The organism is Variovorax boronicumulans, assembly GCF_029892485.1.
In the GTDB taxonomy this organism is placed as follows: domain Bacteria; phylum Pseudomonadota; class Gammaproteobacteria; order Burkholderiales; family Burkholderiaceae_C; genus Variovorax; species Variovorax boronicumulans_B.
Window position 1 is genome coordinate 145,595 of the sequence record NZ_JARXVG010000004.1, and the last position, 17,700, is coordinate 163,294.

At 67.2% G+C, this 17,700-nt stretch carries 15 protein-coding genes; 11 read left to right on the forward strand and 4 right to left on the reverse strand.

Annotated elements, in window-relative coordinates:
• Positions 1-37: 37 nt before the first annotated feature.
• From M2282_RS11180 to creD, 3 genes are read right to left on the reverse strand one after another with little or no spacing between them, the layout of a single operon-like run.
• Entirely contained in the window at positions 38-2,440 is a 2,403-nt protein-coding gene (locus M2282_RS11180; protein WP_280808861.1) for a penicillin-binding protein 1A, read from the reverse strand.
• Between the two features lie 12 nt (positions 2,441-2,452).
• Positions 2,453-3,745 carry a glycoside hydrolase family 3 N-terminal domain-containing protein gene (locus M2282_RS11185; RefSeq protein ID WP_280808862.1) on the reverse strand — a complete coding sequence of 431 codons (1,293 nt, stop codon included), beginning with the start codon at positions 3,743-3,745 and terminating at the stop codon, positions 2,453-2,455.
• Entirely contained in the window at positions 3,742-5,226 is a 1,485-nt protein-coding gene (creD, locus tag M2282_RS11190) for a cell envelope integrity protein CreD (protein ID WP_280808863.1), read from the reverse strand. Before creD ends, M2282_RS11185 begins: the two co-directional genes overlap by 4 nt.
• Positions 5,227-5,428: 202 nt before the next feature.
• On the opposite strand from creD, the gene M2282_RS11195 reads away from it, so the two are divergent.
• From M2282_RS11195 to M2282_RS11230, 8 genes are all read left to right on the forward strand, one after another.
• Entirely contained in the window at positions 5,429-7,489 is a 2,061-nt protein-coding gene (locus tag M2282_RS11195; RefSeq protein WP_280808864.1) for a VIT and vWA domain-containing protein, read from the forward strand.
• Positions 7,490-7,504: 15 nt separating this feature from the next.
• Entirely contained in the window at positions 7,505-8,434 is a 930-nt protein-coding gene (gene xrtQ, locus M2282_RS11200; protein WP_280808865.1) for an exosortase Q, read from the forward strand.
• Positions 8,415-8,984 carry a hypothetical protein gene (locus tag M2282_RS11205; protein ID WP_280808866.1) on the forward strand — a complete coding sequence of 190 codons (570 nt, stop codon included), beginning with the start codon at positions 8,415-8,417 and terminating at the stop codon, positions 8,982-8,984. Before xrtQ ends, M2282_RS11205 begins: the two co-directional genes overlap by 20 nt.
• A gap of 88 nt (positions 8,985-9,072) precedes the next feature.
• Entirely contained in the window at positions 9,073-10,263 is a 1,191-nt protein-coding gene (locus M2282_RS11210) for a biosynthetic peptidoglycan transglycosylase (protein ID WP_280808867.1), read from the forward strand.
• A complete protein-coding gene (locus M2282_RS11215) occupies positions 10,260-11,030 on the forward strand; it encodes a GNAT family N-acetyltransferase (RefSeq protein WP_280808868.1) in 771 nt (256 codons plus the stop codon). Before M2282_RS11210 ends, M2282_RS11215 begins: the two co-directional genes overlap by 4 nt.
• Positions 11,031-11,106: 76 nt before the next feature.
• Positions 11,107-12,003: a pirin family protein gene (locus tag M2282_RS11220; RefSeq protein WP_280808869.1), complete on the forward strand. Its 897-nt coding sequence runs from the start codon at positions 11,107-11,109 to the stop codon at positions 12,001-12,003.
• A gap of 83 nt (positions 12,004-12,086) precedes the next feature.
• Positions 12,087-13,160 carry a flavodoxin family protein gene (locus tag M2282_RS11225; protein ID WP_280808870.1) on the forward strand — a complete coding sequence of 358 codons (1,074 nt, stop codon included), beginning with the start codon at positions 12,087-12,089 and terminating at the stop codon, positions 13,158-13,160.
• 149 nt (positions 13,161-13,309) lie between these two features.
• On the forward strand, positions 13,310-13,876 hold the full coding sequence (locus tag M2282_RS11230; protein WP_280808871.1) for a Spy/CpxP family protein refolding chaperone: 567 nt from the start codon (positions 13,310-13,312) through the stop codon (positions 13,874-13,876).
• Between the two features lie 95 nt (positions 13,877-13,971).
• Here the strand turns inward: M2282_RS11230 and M2282_RS11235 are convergent, their stop codons facing one another.
• A complete protein-coding gene (locus M2282_RS11235; protein ID WP_280808872.1) occupies positions 13,972-14,406 on the reverse strand; it encodes a serine/threonine protein kinase in 435 nt (144 codons plus the stop codon).
• Between the two features lie 228 nt (positions 14,407-14,634).
• Between M2282_RS11235 and M2282_RS11240 the strand changes: the two genes are divergently transcribed.
• Genes M2282_RS11240 through M2282_RS11250 form a run of 3 tightly spaced genes read left to right on the forward strand, consistent with a single transcriptional unit; the run spans position 14,635 to position 17,684 of the window.
• Positions 14,635-15,417 (forward strand): endonuclease/exonuclease/phosphatase family protein, encoded by a 783-nt coding sequence (locus M2282_RS11240; protein WP_280808873.1) that lies wholly within the window; start codon positions 14,635-14,637, stop codon positions 15,415-15,417.
• 13 nt (positions 15,418-15,430) lie between these two features.
• A complete protein-coding gene (gene clsB / locus M2282_RS11245) occupies positions 15,431-16,693 on the forward strand; it encodes a cardiolipin synthase ClsB (RefSeq protein WP_280808874.1) in 1,263 nt (420 codons plus the stop codon).
• A gap of 28 nt (positions 16,694-16,721) precedes the next feature.
• The gene (locus tag M2282_RS11250) at positions 16,722-17,684 is read left to right on the forward strand and encodes a lysylphosphatidylglycerol synthase domain-containing protein (RefSeq protein WP_280808875.1); all 963 of its coding nucleotides are present in this window, start codon (positions 16,722-16,724) and stop codon (positions 17,682-17,684) included.
• The last annotated feature ends 16 nt before the right edge of the window (positions 17,685-17,700 follow it).

Genomic DNA, 17,700 nt, shown 5'->3' on the forward strand with positions numbered 1-17,700 from the left:
AGTGTAGAGACCCGGCACCCTCCCCTTTCGGCGACGGCTAGCGGAAGAAATCGAGGATGCGGTTGCGCTCTTCAGGCGGCGGCGGTGCACCGATCGGCGCGCCGGTCAGCTCTTCCACCGGCGGTGGCGGCTGCTCGGCATTCTCCAGGCCCAGGCTGGCCACGTTGTGCCCCGGCGTGAAGTCGTCGAAATACCACTCGCCGTCGATGTTCACCACGCCAGGCGGTGCGGCCGGCTGCGTCACCGGAACGCCTTGCAGCGCCGACTGCATGTAGCCGATCCAGATCGGCAGGCTCAGGCTGCCGCCGGTTTCGCCGCGCACGCCGAGCTGGCGCGGCGTGTCGTAGCCGATCCATGCGATGCCCACGCGCGTGGGCTGGAAGCCTGCGAACCAGGTGTCGAAGGAATCGTTGGTGGTGCCGGTCTTGCCGTAGAGGTCGTCGCGCTTGAGGGCCTGGTGCGCCTTGAACGCGGTGCCGCCCTTCACCACGCTTTGCAGCAGCGAATCCATGACGAAGGCATTGCGCGCGGGAATGGCGCGCCGTGCTTCGTCGAGCACCGGAGCTTCGGTCTCCATGATGACCTTGTCCTTCATGTCGGTGATGCGGGTGACGAGGTACGGATTGACGCGGTAGCCGCCGTTGGCGAACACCGAGTAGCCCACCGCCATCTGCATCGGCGTGACCGAGCCGGCGCCCAGGCCCATCGGCAGGTTGGCGGGTTGCTTGTCCTTGTCGAAGCCGAACTTGGTGACCCAGTCCTGCGCGTACGGCGCCCCTATCGACTGCAGCACCCGCAGCGTGACGAGGTTCTTCGACTTCATCAGCGCGGTGCGCAGCGGCATCGGGCCTTCGTAGGTGCCTTCGAAATTCTTCGGCTCCCACGGCTGGCCGCCGTTGGCGGCAGCATCGAAGTACAGCGGCGCATCGTTCACCACCGTGGCGGGAGTGAAGCCTTTTTCGAGCGCGGCCGAATAGATGAACGGCTTGAAGCTCGAACCCGGCTGACGCCAGGCTTGCGTCACGTGGTTGAACTTGTTCTTGCCGAAATCGAATCCGCCCACCAGTGCCTTGATGGCGCCGCTGCGCGGGTCCATGGCGATGAAGGCGCCTTCGACTTCGGGCAGTTGCGTGATCTCCCAGGTGCCCTTGGGGGTCTTCGCCACGCGGATCACCGCGCCGCGTCGGATCTTGATGTTGGGCGGCGCCTTGGCCGCGAGGCCCGACTGCGCGGGCTTGAGGCCTTCGCCAGTGATCTGGATCGCTTCGCCATTCGCTCGCACGGCGCTGATCTCCTTCGCGTTGGCATCGAGCACCACAGCGGCGATCACGTCGCCGTTGTCCGGGTGCTCGGCCAACGCATCGTCCACGGCCTCATCGACTTCCTTCTGCTCGGTCGGCAGGTCGACGAACTTCTCGGGCCCGCGATAGACCTGGCGCCGCTCGTAATCCATGATGCCCTTGCGCAGCGACTTGTACGCCGCCGCCTGGTCCGCCGCGACCAGCGAGGTGTAGACCTTCATGCCGCTCGTGTAGATGCTGTCGCCGTACTGCGCGTACATCATCTGGCGCACGGTTTCGGCGACGTACTCGGCGTGCAGGCGGTTGGGGTCGGCCGCATCGCGCAGGTGCAGCTCTTCCTTCTTCGCTTCGGCCGCTTGCTCGGCGGTGATGAAGCCGGTTTCCTGCATGCGGTCGATCACGTAGAGCTGGCGCGCCCGCGCACGGCGCGGGTTGGCCACCGGATTGTTCGCGCCGGGGGCCTTCGGCAAACCGGCGAGCATGGCGGCTTCGGCGACGGTCACGTTCTGCAGCGGCTTGCCGAAATACGCCTCGGACGCGGCGGCAAAACCGTAGGCGCGATTGCCCAGGTAGATCTGGTTCAGGTAGATCTCGAGGATCTGGTCCTTGGTGAGCTGCTGCTCGAGCCGGAAGGCCAGCATGATCTCGTAGGTCTTGCGGCTCATCGTGCGTTCGGAGCTCAGGTAGACGTTGCGCGCCACCTGCATCGTGATGGTCGAGGCGCCCTGCTTGCGGCCGCCCTTCAGGCTGGCCACCGCGGCGCGCATGAAGCCCTTGTAGTCGACGCCGCCGTGGTCGTAGAAGCGCGCGTCTTCCACGGCGAGCACGGCGTCTTTCATGATCTTGGGAATGCTCGCGAAAGGCGTGAGGTTGCGGCGCTCTTCGCCGAACTCGCCGATCAGCGTGCCTTCGGTCGAATACACGCGCAGCGGCAGCTTGGGCCGGTAGTCGGCGAGCTCGGAAATATCGGGCAGCTTCGGATAGATCGCGATCACCGCGACGATGGACGCGACCAGCACCACCAGTGCGCCGGAGCCCGCCACGATGGCGCTCCATTTGCCGATGAGTCGCCAGCGGGCGTTGCGGTCGTCCGGCGTGGTGCCGTCTTCGGGTTGGGAGGAGCTTGAACGTTTGAACATAAAAAGGGGCTGCTAGCGAAAGGGTTGGAGCCGGCGGACGCCGCTGCGTTCCAGCATCGGCAGGTCGAGTGCGCCGCGCTGCGCGGCCTGCTGCGCGCAATGCATGGCGTCGAAATACTTGTCGTGGTCGAAGGCGATCAACAACAGGTCCACACCGGCATCGAGGGCGCGGACCGTGGTGTCGCACAGCCCGCGGTTGTAGGCCGCGCCCATCGTCAGATCGTCTGTGACGAGCAGGCCCTGGTAGCCCCACTCGCCGCGAATCAGCTGCTGCACGATTTTGCGCGAGAAAGAGGCCGGATGGACCGCATCGAGCTCGGGAACGACCACATGGCCGAGCATGATCGCGGCGCTCGAGTTTTTCGACACGTCTTGAAACGGCTTCCAGTCATGTGTTGCAAGTCGGGCGACGGGCGTGCGCAGCGTCGCGGCGAAGTGGTGCGTGTCTTCGGTCACGCCGGCGAGTCCGGGAAAATGCTTGAGGGTGCCGCGCACGCCAGCCGATTCGAGGCCTTGCTCGTAAGCGAGCGCCACCTGCGCAGTGAGTGCGGGGTCGGCCGAGATGGCGCGTTCGTCGATGCGGGTGTGGAGGTCCCATCGGGCCGGCGCGCGGCCGGTGCGCAGATCGACCACGGGGCTGAAGTTGAGCGTGATGCCAAGCGCAGCGAGTGCCCGGCCTTGTTGCGCGCCATATGCATGCGCACGCTGCGCGAGTTCGGCTTCGGGCACGTCGGCATCGAGCAATGTGGAGAGGCCGGGCTGGCGCTCGACCAAGGGCGAGAGGCGGGACACGGCGCCGCCCTCCTGGTCTGTCGCAACGATCAACGCAGGCAAGCCGGCTTCGCGGCGCAGCGCCTGCAAGTCGTCGATCTCCTTGCGCAGATCGGCGGCGGTGCGTCCCTTCACGTTGCGGCCCGTGATGAACACGCCGCCGATCAATCCCTTGCGTGCGAGTACGTGCAGGTCCTTTGCATCGTCGTAGCCGATCATGAAATGCGCGCCGAGCAGTTGCGCCATGGGGCCCGAGGACGCCGACACCTCGGTGCGATGCTGCAGGCTCGCTGCTTCGTTGCCGAGGGCGGTGAGCAACGCCGCGAACACCAGGCCGAGCGACACGGGTCGCAGCGCGCGGCGCCCGAAGCGCCACGCAGTCGTCGCGGCAAGACCCAGTGCGCCCAGCAACATCGGCAATTCCCATGCACGCATGAAGCGCAGATGCGGGTCCTTCAGGTGCCAGGCCCAGAACCACAGTGCTGCCAGGGCCAGCCAGCCCAACGTGCCAAGTGCGAACCGCAGAAGCTTCATGCGCCTTGCACGGCCGTCGCGGCGGTTGCAGCGGGGTCGGTGCGTCGCGACAGCGCATACCAGTCCACCTTGCGCGTCACCAGCATCAGCGTGGCCAGCATGCCGAAGATCAGCAGCGCGCCGAGCAGCAGCGCATTGCTCTCGGACGCCAGCAGCCCGTAGAGCGCGCCGTACAGCAGTGCGACGAACGCGCCGAACGACAGGCCGCGCCGCCATCCGCCGAGTACTGCGCTGAAGTACACCGCGAGCAATGCAACGCTCGCGCCGGCCGCGCTGGCATAGGCGATCCAGAACGCGAACTTCTCCGACAGCGCGAGCAGCAGCAGGAAGAACAGCGCGATCGAGAGACCGACCAGGCCGTACTGGATCGGGTGCAGGCGCAACTTGCGGAAGAGCTCGAACATGAAGGCCGCCATCAGCACCAGGCCGATGAAAAGCATGCCGTACTTGCCGGCGCGCGTGCTCATCGAATAGACGTTGATCGGTTGCGCAAGCGACACGTCGAAGGTCTGGAGCGTGCCAAGGTTGCGTGGCGGACGGGCGCTCGCCGTTGTTGCAGCGACGGCAACCGCGGCAGCTGCATCGCCGTCGCCGCGGCCGGAGGAAAGGCCGGCGCGCACCTGCTCGCGCGCCGAAGTCACCAGCGACGACACGCGCCAGTGCGCATCGAAGCCCTGCGGTGTCACGTTGCGTTGCGCAGCGAGAAAGCGGCCACCGAAACTCGGATGCGCCCAGGGCGAGGTGAGGTGCGCGGTGGTTTCCTCGGCGATGGGCGCGATCGCGAGCGTGTCCTGGCCGACCAGGCCGAGCTTCATCTCGAAGTTCAGCGGCGTGTTGGCCTGCCATGCAGCGAGCGCGGCGCCGGTGACCGGCGCATGGATGCCATCGGCGAACCAGGCGTCGTCGGCAATGCCCGGCACACGCTGCCTGAAGCGCAGGGACTCGCCGCCCATCACCAGCGCCGGGGAGCCGTCGAGGCCACGCAGGTCGCTCACGTTGAAGGCGATGAAAGGCGCCTTGAATTCGATCTTCGAATCGGTTTCGCTGTGCGACACGGCCTTGGGATCGAAGGCAGTGAAGCCGCCTGTGAGCGTGGCGTTGAGCGTGTAGAACGGTATCTTGAAGATGCCGCGATAGCGCTCCTGCGGCGTCATCGAGCCCTCGATGTGCAGCTTGTCGGGAAACACCACATGGGCCATTTCCTTGCTGCGCTGCGCCTGGCCGATCACCTTGCCCTGCGCGTCGCGCAGCGGCTCCATCCAGCGTTCGACATACGGCACCAGCAACAGCGGACCGACCATGGTCTGGCGGCTTGCATAGGTGTCGGCGAGCTCCTGGGCCGCTTCGCGCTGGCTTTCACCGCGTTCACGGTTGATCGAATCGATTTCCGCCAGCGGAATGCAAAGCAGCAGCACCAGGAAGAACAGGCCGGCCACCTTGGCCAGCACCGACGTCTGAAGCGCCTTCAACAACTGAAGCATGGTTTTCTCCTCGTCTGTACGAAGCGGCGATGCTCTCCGCGCGACCCGAAGGTTGTGTGAAGCACCCGGTCGGTGCCACTTCACACAGGCTTCACACAGCGCGGTGCCCGTGGCCGGCAACTTCAAAGAGCCTTCCAACTGCCTTCTCGTGCGGCACCGAAAGTTGCGGCTGTGCAAGTTCGCACGGACAAGGACCCCCGCCATGGATGCCACCACCACCCCACGTCCCGGCCGCTGGCTCTGGCTCGCCACCGTGAGCCTGGCGACCGCGGGCTTCATCGCCATGGGCCTGCGCCCGGTGCATGCGCAGGAAGCACCCACTGGCCCGCGGCTGAAGACGGAAAGCCCGTATTTCTTCGTCAAGAGCGACGACCCTTCGGTCGACCGCCTGCCGCTCAAGGGCACGGAAGTCGCCGTGAAGATCTCGGGCGTGATCGCCGATGTCACGGTCACGCAGACCTACCGCAACGAAGGCCAGCGCGCCATCGAAGCCAAATACGTATTCCCCGGTTCGACCAAGGCCGCCGTCAGTGGCCTCAATGTCCGGCTGGCTGATCGCCTCATCACCGCACAGATCCGCGAGAAGCAGCAGGCGCAGATCGAATACGACACCGCCAAGAAAGAAGGCAAGACCGCCGCACTGCTCGAGCAGCATTTGCCCAACGTATTCCAGATGAACGTCGCGAACATCCTGCCGGGCGACGATGTGAAGGTGGAGCTGCGCTACACCGAGCTCTTGGTGCCGCAGTCGGGCAACTACGAGTTCGTGTTCCCGACCGTGGTCGGCCCGCGCTACAACAGCCCGCAATCGGAGAACGCGCAAGCCAAGTGGGTTGCACAACCCACGCTGCACGCAGGCGCCGCGCCGAGCACCAGCTTCAAGCTCAAGGCCACCATCGACACGCCGATGGGCCTGAAGGAAGTGCGCTCGACCACCCACGCGATCGATGTGAAGAAGAGCGAAGAAGACCAGCACGCCGACATCACGCTCACGGCCGATGGCCGTCCTGCCGACAACCGCGACTTCGTGCTCGACTACCGCCTGGCGGGCGAGAAGATCGAGTCGGGCCTGATGCTCTACAAAGGCCAAGGCGAGAACGCCGAGAACTTCTTCCTCGCCATGGTCGAGCCCCCCAAGGCCGTGGCCGCCAGCGCGATTTCGCCGCGCGACTACATCTTCGTGGTCGACATCTCGGGTTCGATGCACGGCTTTCCGCTGGACACCGCCAAGACCGTGCTCGAACGCCTGATCGGAGGCCTGCGCCCGAGCGACACCTTCAACGTGCTGCTGTTCTCGGGCAGCAACAAGATGCTCTCGCCGAAGTCCGTGCCGGCCACGCGCGCCAACATCGAGCAGGCGCTCGCGACGATCAAGAACTACAGCGGCAGCGGCAGCACCGAGCTGATCCCCGCCCTCAAGCGCGTCTACGCCGAGCCCAAGGAAGAGAAGGTGTCGCGCACCGTGGTCGTGGTGACCGACGGCTACGTGACGGTCGAGCGCGAGGCCTTCGACCTGGTGCGCAGCAACCTCTCCAAGGCCAACGTGTTCGCCTTCGGCATCGGCTCTTCGGTGAACCGCAGCCTGATGGAAGGCATTGCGCGCGCCGGCATGGGCGAGCCCTTCATCATCACCGACCCGGTGCAGGCGCCCGAGCAGGCCGCGCGCTTTCGCCGCATGGTGGAGTCGCCGGTGCTCACCAGCGTGAAGGCCACCTTCGGCGGCCTCGACGTGTACGACGTGGAACCGCAGGCCCTGCCCGACGTGCTCGGCGAACGCCCGGTGATCGTGTTCGGCAAGTGGCGCGGCCAGCCCAAGGGACGCGTGATCATCGAAGGCCAGAGCGCCAGCGGCCCGTACCGCCAGGAAGTGCGCATCGACGACCGCACCCGCCTGGAAACCGCCGCCCTGCGCACGCTGTGGGCCCGCCATCGCATCCAGAGCCTGAGCGACCAGGAAGCGCTCGAAGGCAGCGCGGCCTTCAAGGAACGCATCACCGATCTCGGCCTGAAGTACAGCCTGCTCACGCAGTACACGAGCTTCATCGCCGTCGACAAGGTGGTGCGCAACGCGGCGCCGCAGAACAGCGTCGATGTGAACCAGCCGCTGCCGATGCCACAAGGCGTGAGCGACTTGGCGCTGGGCGCAGAGGTGCCCAGCACGCCCGAACCCGAAACGCTCGGCGCCATCGCCGTCGTGCTCTCGATGCTGGCCATGCTGCGCCGCCGCGCGCGCCGCAACGACGCGCGCCGATTCACCTCCTGACAAGCGAGAAGAAAAATGTCTCTGGCAACGCTCGCCCACCGTCATCCGCGCATCGTGGACTGGGGCATTCACATCGACCGCACGCCGGCTGCCGGCTGGCTCGCGCTGCAGTTCGCCGCGCTGACGCCGACCTGGGCATGGATGGTCCAGCGCATGCGCGACGGCTCGGACGATCCATTGGGCCTGGTGGCGCTGGTCGCATTGGCTGCACTGGCGTGGCAATGCCGGCGCGAGCTGCGCGCTTCTCCGCGGCTGGGTTGGCTGGCGCTGGCAGGCGCTGGCACCGTGCTCGCCACGCTGCTGCGCTCGGGGCTCGGCGTGGTGCCCGCGCTGCCGCCGCTGGCGGCCGGATTGGTGGCGGTGCTTGCATTGGCCTGCGGGCTCCTGGCTTTCTTGCCGAGGCGCGTGGCCGCATTGCCGGTGGTGGGCCTTACGGTGCTCGCGCTGCCGCTGCTCTCGTCGCTGCAGTTCTATGCGGGTTATCCGCTGCGCGTGGTGACCGCCGAGGCCAGCCGCTGGCTGCTCGCGCCGGGCTTCGACGTGGCGCGCGAAGGCACGAGCCTGATGGTGGACGGCCACCTGGTCATCGTCGATGCGCCGTGCTCCGGTGTGCAGATGGTGTGGCTGGGCTACTTCACTGCATGCGCCGTCGCGCTGTGGGCGCGCCGCAGCGACAAGGCCTTCGTGCGGCGCCTGCCGATGGTCGGGCTGCTGGTGCTGGGCGGCAACATCGTGCGCAACAGCGTGCTGATCGCTTTCGAGGGCGCGGGCCATGCGTTGGCGCCGTGGGCGCACAACGCGCTGGGGCTGGTCGTGCTGGCGGCCGTGTGCGGCTGCATTGCGCGGCTGATGGTGCCCGCCCGCGCCGTTCCGGAGCCTGCCGAACATCCCGTCCCGGGCCTGATCACCATGCAAGGAGGCCGCCATGTCGACACCGTTCTTTGAACGCTGGTTTGCCAACCATTTCATCAACCGCATCGGCCACAAGAGCGCCTTCGCGCTGGCGATGCTGCTGTGCATGCTGTGGTCGACAGCGGCGGCGCTGCGCGCGCCGGATGCACCCGCCGAGACGGCCATGTCGCACGAATGGCCCAGCCAATGGGACGGCGTTCCGTTGCGGCCGCTCGCATTGAGCGAAGTCGAGCAGCGCTTCGCCGACCGCTTCCCCGGCGCCATCGGCCGCATGACCGACGGCACCCAGACCCTCGTGATGCGCGAGGTGAAACAGCCCACCCGCTTGCTCCATCCGGCCGCGGACTGCTACCGCGCGCTCGGTTACCGCATCGAACAGGCGCGGCTGGAACGCGACGCGCAGGCGCGTTTGTGGCGCTGTTTTGTTGCGCAACGGCACGGCGCGCAAAAGATCCGCGTTTGCGAGCGCATCGTCGATGCCCAAGGCACGGCTTTCACCGACACTTCAGCCTGGTATTGGTCGGCGGCCAGCGGACAGTCGACCGGTCCGTGGCAAGCCGTCACGGTGGCGAGACCGATGTGAGAGTGTGTTTGTGAAGAAGATCTTGCGATTTGTGCTTTTCGGGCTGCTGGCCCTTGTGTTGACAGCGCTTGTAGCTATCTTTTTGATAGTGAAATTCGCGCTGGCACCGGCGGCGGGCGAGTGGAGCACCTCGGTGAAGGCCGGTCCGCTCGATTTCGAGATCGGCGTGCCGACGGCCATGCGGCTGGCCACGTCGCCGTGGTTCGCGCCGCGGCTCGATGGTCATTCGCTGGACACCCGTTTCGGCACCGTGCGCTTCAGCTGGAAAGACGCGACCGGCCTGCAGGAGCTGCGTTGCGAGCCCTGCAGCGTCGAGGTGCCGGCGCTCGGCACGCAGCCGATCAAGGTCGAACGCCTGGTCGCCACTGTGCGGCGCGACGGCAACACGCTGACCGGCACTTTCGAAGCCACGCCCCGGACCACCGAAACAGACGTGCTCCAGGGCACATGGGAAGGCCGCCTCGCCCCGAAAAACCTGCATCTGAGCGCCAAGTTCCAGGACGCGCCCATCGCGCGCTGGTACGCGGTACTCGTGCCCACGCTGCCCGAACTGCAGCGCGCGCGCATCGGCGGCATGCTCGCCTTGAGCGCACAGCTGGTGCTGCCCGAAGCCACTTTCGCGGTGCAGCCCGCCATCAACCAGTTCACCGTCGAGGGGCTCGGCACCGAGGCGATGCTCGGCGCGCGCACCAGCTGCGGCCCGTCCGCCAAGCTGGCCAACGACAGCTGGCTCGCACGCGCCGTCATCGCGGCCGAAGACCAGCGCTTCTTCACGCATGCGGGCTACGACATCACCGAGATCCTCGCGTCGATCGACAACAACCAGAAGGAAGGCCAGACCAAGCGCGGCGGCAGCACGCTCACGCAGCAACTGGCCAAGCTGCTGGTGACCGGCAGCGACCGCACGGCCGAGCGCAAGCTGCGCGAGATGCTCTATGCGGTCGAGATGGAGCAGACGCTGGGCAAGGCGCGCATCCTGCAGCTCTACCTGGACAGCGCCCCCTGGGGCGGCAACATCTGCGGCGCCGAGGCGGCGGCGCGGCGCTACTTCAAGCGCAGCGCCCGCACGCTGGAGCCTGCGCAGGCCGTGTGGCTCGCCGCGATGCTGCACAAGCCGCAGGCCGTGCTCGAACAATGGCGGCGCGACGGGCGCATCGACCCCGATCGCACCAAGTGGGTTGCAGAAAGCGTGCGCGGCATCAGCCGCAACCAGCGCGAAACGCTGCTCAAGAGCGTGGCGGCTGCCAAGTACACCGCACCGGAGGCCAACACACCATGAGCGCAGCTCAGAGCATTCCCGACATCGAAGCCATCGAACGCGCCACCGTCGCCGCGGTGTCGCCCGAGGCGTCCGAGGAACTGGACGGCTGGCTGCTGCCTTTCGACGGCGGCACCGTCAAGCGCGCCAAGTCGGCGGTTCCCCTGCATCGCAGCGCGGTGGACGCCGCCACGCTGGATCGCATCGAAGACCGCTACGACAGCCGCCAGGCCGCGCCCGCGCTTCGGCTGGCCGATGCCGACTGCTTCGACGGCTTGCGCGCCGAGCTGGAGCGGCGCCACTACGTGCAGGACAACCCCACCTGCGTGCAGATCGGAACGGTGCGGCAGATGCGGCAGGTGGCAAACGGCGCCGGTTCGATGGCCGATGTCGACCGCACGCCCGACGATGCCTGGGCCGCACTGTTTCTCGGCGAAGGTTTCGATCCAGTGGACGGCGCCCATCGGGTGCGCTCGCTGGCCCGCGCCAAGGGCTCGCTCTATGCGAGCGTGCGGGAAAACGGACGCACCGTGGCCGCAGGCGCCATGGCTTTCGGACATGGCTGGGCCAGCGTGCATGGCATGCGCACCGACAAGGCGCACCGCGGCCGGGGGCTGGCAGGGCGTGTGCTGGCGGGGCTCGCACAGGCGGCGTTGGCGCAGGGCTTCGAACGCGTGTTCCTGCAGGTCGATGCGCAGAACCATCCGGCGCTGTCGCTCTACCGACGCGCCGGCTTCCAGACCCACTGGCAGTACCGCTACTGGCAACGGCAGCAGTGGCCTGGATAAGGGCTCGCCCCCTGCGTGCCGGCTGACACGAAGACCTCACCCCCACCGGTGGCGCGGTCGGGAGGTTAGTGACACCATGGGCCGCATGAAGAAGAACGCCAACCACCCCATCGAACCCGTTGTCGCGCCCCGCGGCCTCGACCACATCGTGGCCGGTGTCTCCACCAGCGATGGCGACGGCGTCAAACTCACCCGCGTGCTGCAGCAGCCGCTGCAGAAACGGCTCGACCCCTACCTGATGCTCGATGCCTTCGGCAGCGACAACCCCGGCGACTACATCGGCGGCTTTCCGAACCATCCGCACCGCGGTTTCGAAACCGTCACCTACATGATCGCGGGCCGCATGCGCCACCGCGACAGCGCGGGCCACGAAGGGCTGCTCGAGAACGGCGGCGTGCAGTGGATGACCGCCGGCCGCGGCCTCGTGCACAGTGAACTGCCCGAGCAGGAAGAGGGCCTCATGGAAGGCTTCCAGCTCTGGCTCAACCTGCCAGCCAAGGACAAGATGCGCGAGCCCTGGTATCGCGACATCCAGAGCGAGGAGATTCCCGAATACACCACCGCCGAAGGCGTGCACGTGCGCGTGATCGCCGGCACCAGCCACGGCATCGAAGGCGCGGTGCTGCGTGCGCACACCGAGCCGCTCTACCTGGACATCACGCTGCCGCCGGGCGCCGAGTTCGCGCAGCCGCTGCCCGCGGACCATAACGTGCTGGTCTACGTGTTCCGCGAGTCGCTCTGGATCGCGGGGAGCGAAGTGCCGACGCGCCGCATGGCGATCCTCGCCAACGACGCCGGCAGCGACGGCGTGGTGCTGCGTGCCGGCGCCACCAATCACAGCCCGGCGCGCGCGTTGCTCATTGCCGGCCGGCCGCTGCACGAACCCATCGCGCAATACGGCCCGTTCGTGATGAACACGCAGGAAGAAGTGAAGCAGGCCGTGCACGACTTTCAGAACGGCCAGCTCGGCTGAATGTCCAGCTGTAGTCGCGGGCCTACCGCAAGTCGGCATCGCACGTGGTTCTGCGCCAGCGCACGGCCGCATAGATTGCGGCCATGCCCCCCACGATCCGCAAAGGACAGGCGCCCGAGACGCTGCAGCGCGCCCAGTTTCATGACCGCTTCATGCAGCCCTTCCAGGACCCGGCTTTCAAGGCCGAGGCCGAGTCGCTCCAGCGCATCGAACTGATCGCGTGGGAGGCCTACCAGGAAGGCCGCAAGGCGCCCGTCACGCGCAAGGCGGGGCCAGGGTATGCAGATCCCGACTACGACCTTTCAGTCGACTGGCTGGCAGCCAGGGCGCGCATCGACGCCGCGCAGGCGGCCTGGGGCCAGCCGCAGACGCGCTCGCGCGTGCTGCTGGTCAACGGCTCCCCGCGCAACGACGGCACCTGCCCCGGCGAGATCTCCAAGACATGGCGGCTCACCGAACTGGCACGCGAAGTGCTCGAAGGCAGCGGCGTCGAAACCGACGTGCTCGACCTGAGCCTTGTCACCTCCGAATACGGCCGGCAGATCCATCCCTGCAAGGGTTGCGTCTCCACCGCCATGCCGCTGTGCCACTGGCCCTGCAGCTGCTATCCCAACCATTCGCTGCGCCAGACCGGCGACTGGATGAACGAGATCTACGAACGCTGGGTCGCCGCGCACGGCGTGATCCTGCTCACGCCCACGCACTGGTACCAGGCCACCAGCCCGTTGAAGCTGATGATCGACCGGCTCGTGTGCGCCGACGGCGGCAATCCCGATCCCACCAGCACCCATGGCAAGAAACCCGAGGAAGCCAAGGCGCTGGAACTCGAGGGCTGGGGCTATCCCAAGCACCTGGAGGGCCGCGTCTACGGCGTGGTGGTGCACGGCGACGTGGCCGGCACCGAAAGCCTGCGCCGCAACCTCACCGACTGGCTCGACTGGATGGGCCTGGTCGATGCCGGCACGCAGGCGCGCCTGGACCGCTACATCGGCTACTACGAGCCCTACGCCACCAGCCACGATGCGCTCGACGCCGATGCCGATGTGCAGGAAGAGGTGCGCAACGTGGCGCGCGCCGTCGCCCGGGCGGTCGGCGAGTTGCGCGCGGGCACGCTGCAGCCGCCCGATCGCGGCCTGAAGCGTCCGCGGCCCAAATGAATCACGTGGATGCGCGATGACCCACCGCCCTGTTCATCATTCTTTACGCAAGCTCACGCCTGGCTAACGGAGGCGATACAGAGGTCTTCCACACTTCCCTTCACCTGCTGCCCATCGGTGGCGGGCTTCTTCGAAAGGAAGCACTTCTCATGATTTCTCTTCGCCAACGCATCGTCTGGGCAAGCCTCCTGGGCTCCGCCGCCCTCGCCTCTTCGGGTGCCTTCGCTCAAGCGCCGGCCGCGACCACCACCACGGCACCTGCCGCCACCGTGGCCCAGGCCGACAGCACCGCCGCCCCCAAGGCGCAGCACAAGCGCATGGACCCGGTCCAGCGCATGGAGCGCATGAAGGAGCACCGTGCCAAGCGCCTGGCCGCGCTGAAGGACAAGCTCAAGCTGACCGCCGCCCAGGAAAGCGCATGGAGCACCTACACCACGGCCAACCAGCCGCCGGCCGGTGCCCGTCCGCAGCGCATGGACCGCGCCGAGTTCGCCAAGCTGACCACGCCCGAGCGCCTGGAACGCATGCAGACCCGCCAGGCCGAGCGCAGCGCGATGTTCGCCAAGCGCGCCGAAGCCACGAAGACCTTCTACGCCACCCTGTCGGCCGACCAGAAGAAGACCTTCGATGCCGAAACCGTGCATGCCGGCGGCCACGGCCATCGCTTCCACCGCGACCACGGTCACGAAGGCGCTGCAGCTCCCGCCAAGAGCTGATCGATCAGCCGGCCACCGGTGACGGTGGCCACTGAAAAAAGAGCCCGCAGCGCACAAGGCGCTGCGGGCTCTTTTCGTTCAGGTGCGGTGCCCGCTTATTGCGGCGTACCGGTCTTGTCGGTCGGATTGGTGGGGACTGCCGGACGTTCGCCCTTCTCGCCGAACTGCGGCTTCACCTTGCGCGCCTGCTGGCTGACTTCGGCCCGCGACTGTTCCCCGGTCGGCCGCGGCATCGCATTGGGCTGGTGGTTGACGGTGGTCGTCGCCTCGCCCTTGGGCACCATGCTGTTGGCGTTGTTGCGGTTCTGCACGCGCGCCTCGGCCTTCACCGCGTCGCGGGAGGCAGGCATCGAGTTGTCGGGGCGCTGGGTCGGATTGGCCACGCCGGCCGGTGTCATCGTGCTGGCCTGTCCGCCCACGGACGGATCTGGCTGCGCGGGAATGGAGGTGGCCTGGGCCATGGCGCCACCGGCCGCGGCCATCAGCACGGCAAGGACCGTACTTCGAAAAATAGCTGTCTGCTGCTTCATGGTGTGTTCCTTTGCTTGTCTCGAAAGAGTGATGGATGGAGAACCTTGGGCGGCCTTGTGGCCAGCCCTGAAATCACCGTAGGAGGCGCTAGCAGCGGCCCGTGTCGGGGTGCGGCAGGCCTGGCTGTAGGAGCCGGCCTCCCACGAACGAAAGGCGCGGAGCACGCCACGGAAGAAGGTGGCGCGTTCCTACAGGCGCGCCCGGTGCCGCAACGTACAACCCATCCGATGTCTTCTTCGCCGATCCCCGATGCAGCGCCCGCACCGACCTCGCTCAAGGTCATGACGGTGAACACCCACAAGGGCTTCACCGCGCTGAACCGCAAGTTCATCCTTCCCGAGCTGCGCGATGCCGTGCGCACGGTGGGCGCCGACGTGGTGTTCCTGCAGGAAGTGCTGGGCACGCATTCGCGCCATTCGCGCAAGGTGAGCAACTGGCCGGAGGCGCCGCACTACGAATTCCTGGCCGACACCATGTGGCCGCAGTTCGCCTATGGCCGCAACGCCGTGTATCCGAAGGGCCACCACGGCAACGCGGTGCTGTCGAAATTTCCGATCGTGCATTTCCGCAACCACGACGTGTCGGTGAGCGGCCCCGAGAAGCGCGGCCTCCTGCACTGCGTGCTGCGCCTGCCGGGCCGCACGGTCGATGTGCATGTGATCTGCGCGCACCTGGGGCTGGCCGAAGTGCACCGGCAGCAGCAGCTCGAATTGCTCTGCCACATCGTGCGCGACGAAGTGCCGGCCGATGCGCCGCTGATCGTCGCGGGCGACTTCAACGACTGGCGCGGCCGGGCGCACGAGGTGCTGGAAAAAGGCGCCGCGCTGCGCGAAGTGTTCGTGCACGCCAACGGCCGGGCCGCGAAGACGTTTCCCTCGCGCTTCCCGGTGCTCGCGCTGGACCGCATCTACGTGCGCAACGCCGGCGTGCACGCGCCGGTGGTGCTGCCGCGCCGGCCCTGGTCGCATCTTTCGGACCACGCGCCACTGGTGGCGGACATCGATCTCTGAAGCGGGCTGCACCATGAGCAACGGCAACCATTGGGTCGGCGGGAACCGCATCGAGCTGCTCGAGAACGGCGAGGAGTTCTTTCCGCGCGTGTTCGATGCGATCCGCGGGGCGCAGCGCGAAGTGATCGTCGAGACCTTCATCCTGTTCGAAGACAAGGTCGGGCTGGGATTGCACGCGGCGCTGCGCGAAGCGGCGCAACGCGGCGCCAAGGTCGACCTGATGATCGACGGCTTCGGCTCGCCCGATCTCTCGCGCGAGTTCATCGAGGGGCTGACCTCGGTGGGCGTGAAGGTGCGGGTGTTCGACCCCGGCCACCGTTTCATGGGACAGCGGCTCAACGTGTTCCGTCGCATGCACCGCAAGATCGTGGTGGTCGATGGCGAACGCGCCTTCGTCGGCGGCATCAACTATTCCGCTGACCACCTGCTGGACTTCGGCCCCAAGGCCAAGCAGGACTACGCAGTGGAGCTCGCCGGCCCGATCGTGGCGGAGATCCACCAGTTCGTGCTGCGTGCCATCGCCGTCGGCGGCAAGGGCGCGGGGTGGTTCCGGCGCCGGCTCAAGCAGGCGCCTTCCGTGCGCCAGACCACGGCCGGCGAGGCCGATGCGATCTTCGTGACGCGCGACAACCGGCGCCACACCAACGACATCGAGCGCCACTACCGCGCCGCGATCCGCTCGGCGCGCCAGCGCATCGTGATCGCCAATGCGTATTTCTTTCCGGGCTACCGGCTCATCAAGGAACTGCGGCGCGCCGCGCGCCGCGGCGTGGACGTGCGGCTCATCCTGCAGGGCGAGCCCGACATGCCGATCGTCAAGACGGCCGCGAGCATGCTGTACCACCACCTGCTGCACGCGGGCGTTCGCATCTACGAGTACCGCGACCGGCCGCTGCACGGCAAGGTCGCGCTGATGGACGACCGCTGGAGCACGGTGGGCTCGAGCAACCTCGATCCGCTGAGCCTGTCGCTCAACCTGGAGGCCAACGTGGTCGTGCGTGACAAGGCCTTCAACGAGGTGCTGTGGCAGCGCATGGACCAGCTCATGCAGCACAGCTGCAAGCGGATCGACACCGAAGACCTCGCGAGCGAATGGAGTGGATGGCGGCTGGTGCGCAGTTTCTTCATCTTCCACTTCCTGCGCTGGTATCCCGCGTGGCTGAACCGCCTGCCGCGCCACGTGCCGCGCCTGACGCCCGCCGAGGCGACCGACCTGGCCCAACGCCAGAAGGACGCCGAGAGCACCGGCGGCGCCACGCAGACGGAAGCGGCATGAACCTCATCACGAGCAGCCCCGCCAGCCGATGACCACGACGGCCCTCGCTCGCCAGTCCTGGTGGCCCTGGGCCCGCCGCGTGGTCGTGTGGGGCTTCTTCGGGCTCGTCGCCTGGCTGTTGGTGAACCAGGCGCGCGCTATCGACTGGGACGAGGTGCTCCAGGCCATCCGCGCATTGCCCGCGACCACGCTCCTGGCGGCGGGCGCGCTGGCCGCATCCAGTTTCGCGCTCTACAGCACCTACGACCTGCTGGGCCGGCACTTGACCCGGCACAAGCTGGGCGCCGGCAGCGTGATGGGCGTGACCTTCATCAGCTACGCCTTCAACCTGAACTTCGGCTCGCTGGTCGGCGGCGTGGCCTTTCGCTACCGGCTCTATTCGCGCCTGGGCCTAGGCAACGAGACCATCACCCGCGTGCTGGGCTTCAGCATGCTGACCAACTGGCTCGGCTACCTGGTGGTGGCCGGCGCGGCCTTCTTTTTCTGGCCGATGACGCTGCCGCCCGAATGGAAGATCGGCAGCGGCGGCCTGCGCATCCTCGGCGCGGTGCTGCTGGCGGTGTCGGCGGGCTACCTGGCGCTGTGCGCTTTCTCGGCGGGGCGCATCTGGCGCGTGCGCGGCCACACCCACACGTTCAAGACGCCGGGGCTCGCGATGGCGCTGCTGCAGCTGGCGATGTCGTGCCTGAACTGGTCGCTCATGGGCGGCGTGATCTGGCTGCTGCTGCAGGGCCAGGTCGGCTATCCGCACGTGCTCGCGGTGCTGCTGGTGGCCGCGGTGGCCGGCGTCGTCACGCACGTGCCGGCGGGGCTGGGGGTGCTCGAGGCGGTGTTTGTCGCGCTGCTGTCGTACCAGGTGCCGGGGGCCACGCTGCTGGGGGCGCTGCTGGCCTATCGCGGGCTTTATTACCTGCTGCCGCTGGTCGTTGCCCTGGTGGGATATCTGGTGACGGAAGTGCGCGCGAAGCGGCTGCGAACGGGTGATTTGTAAGAAACGTGCGATCAGC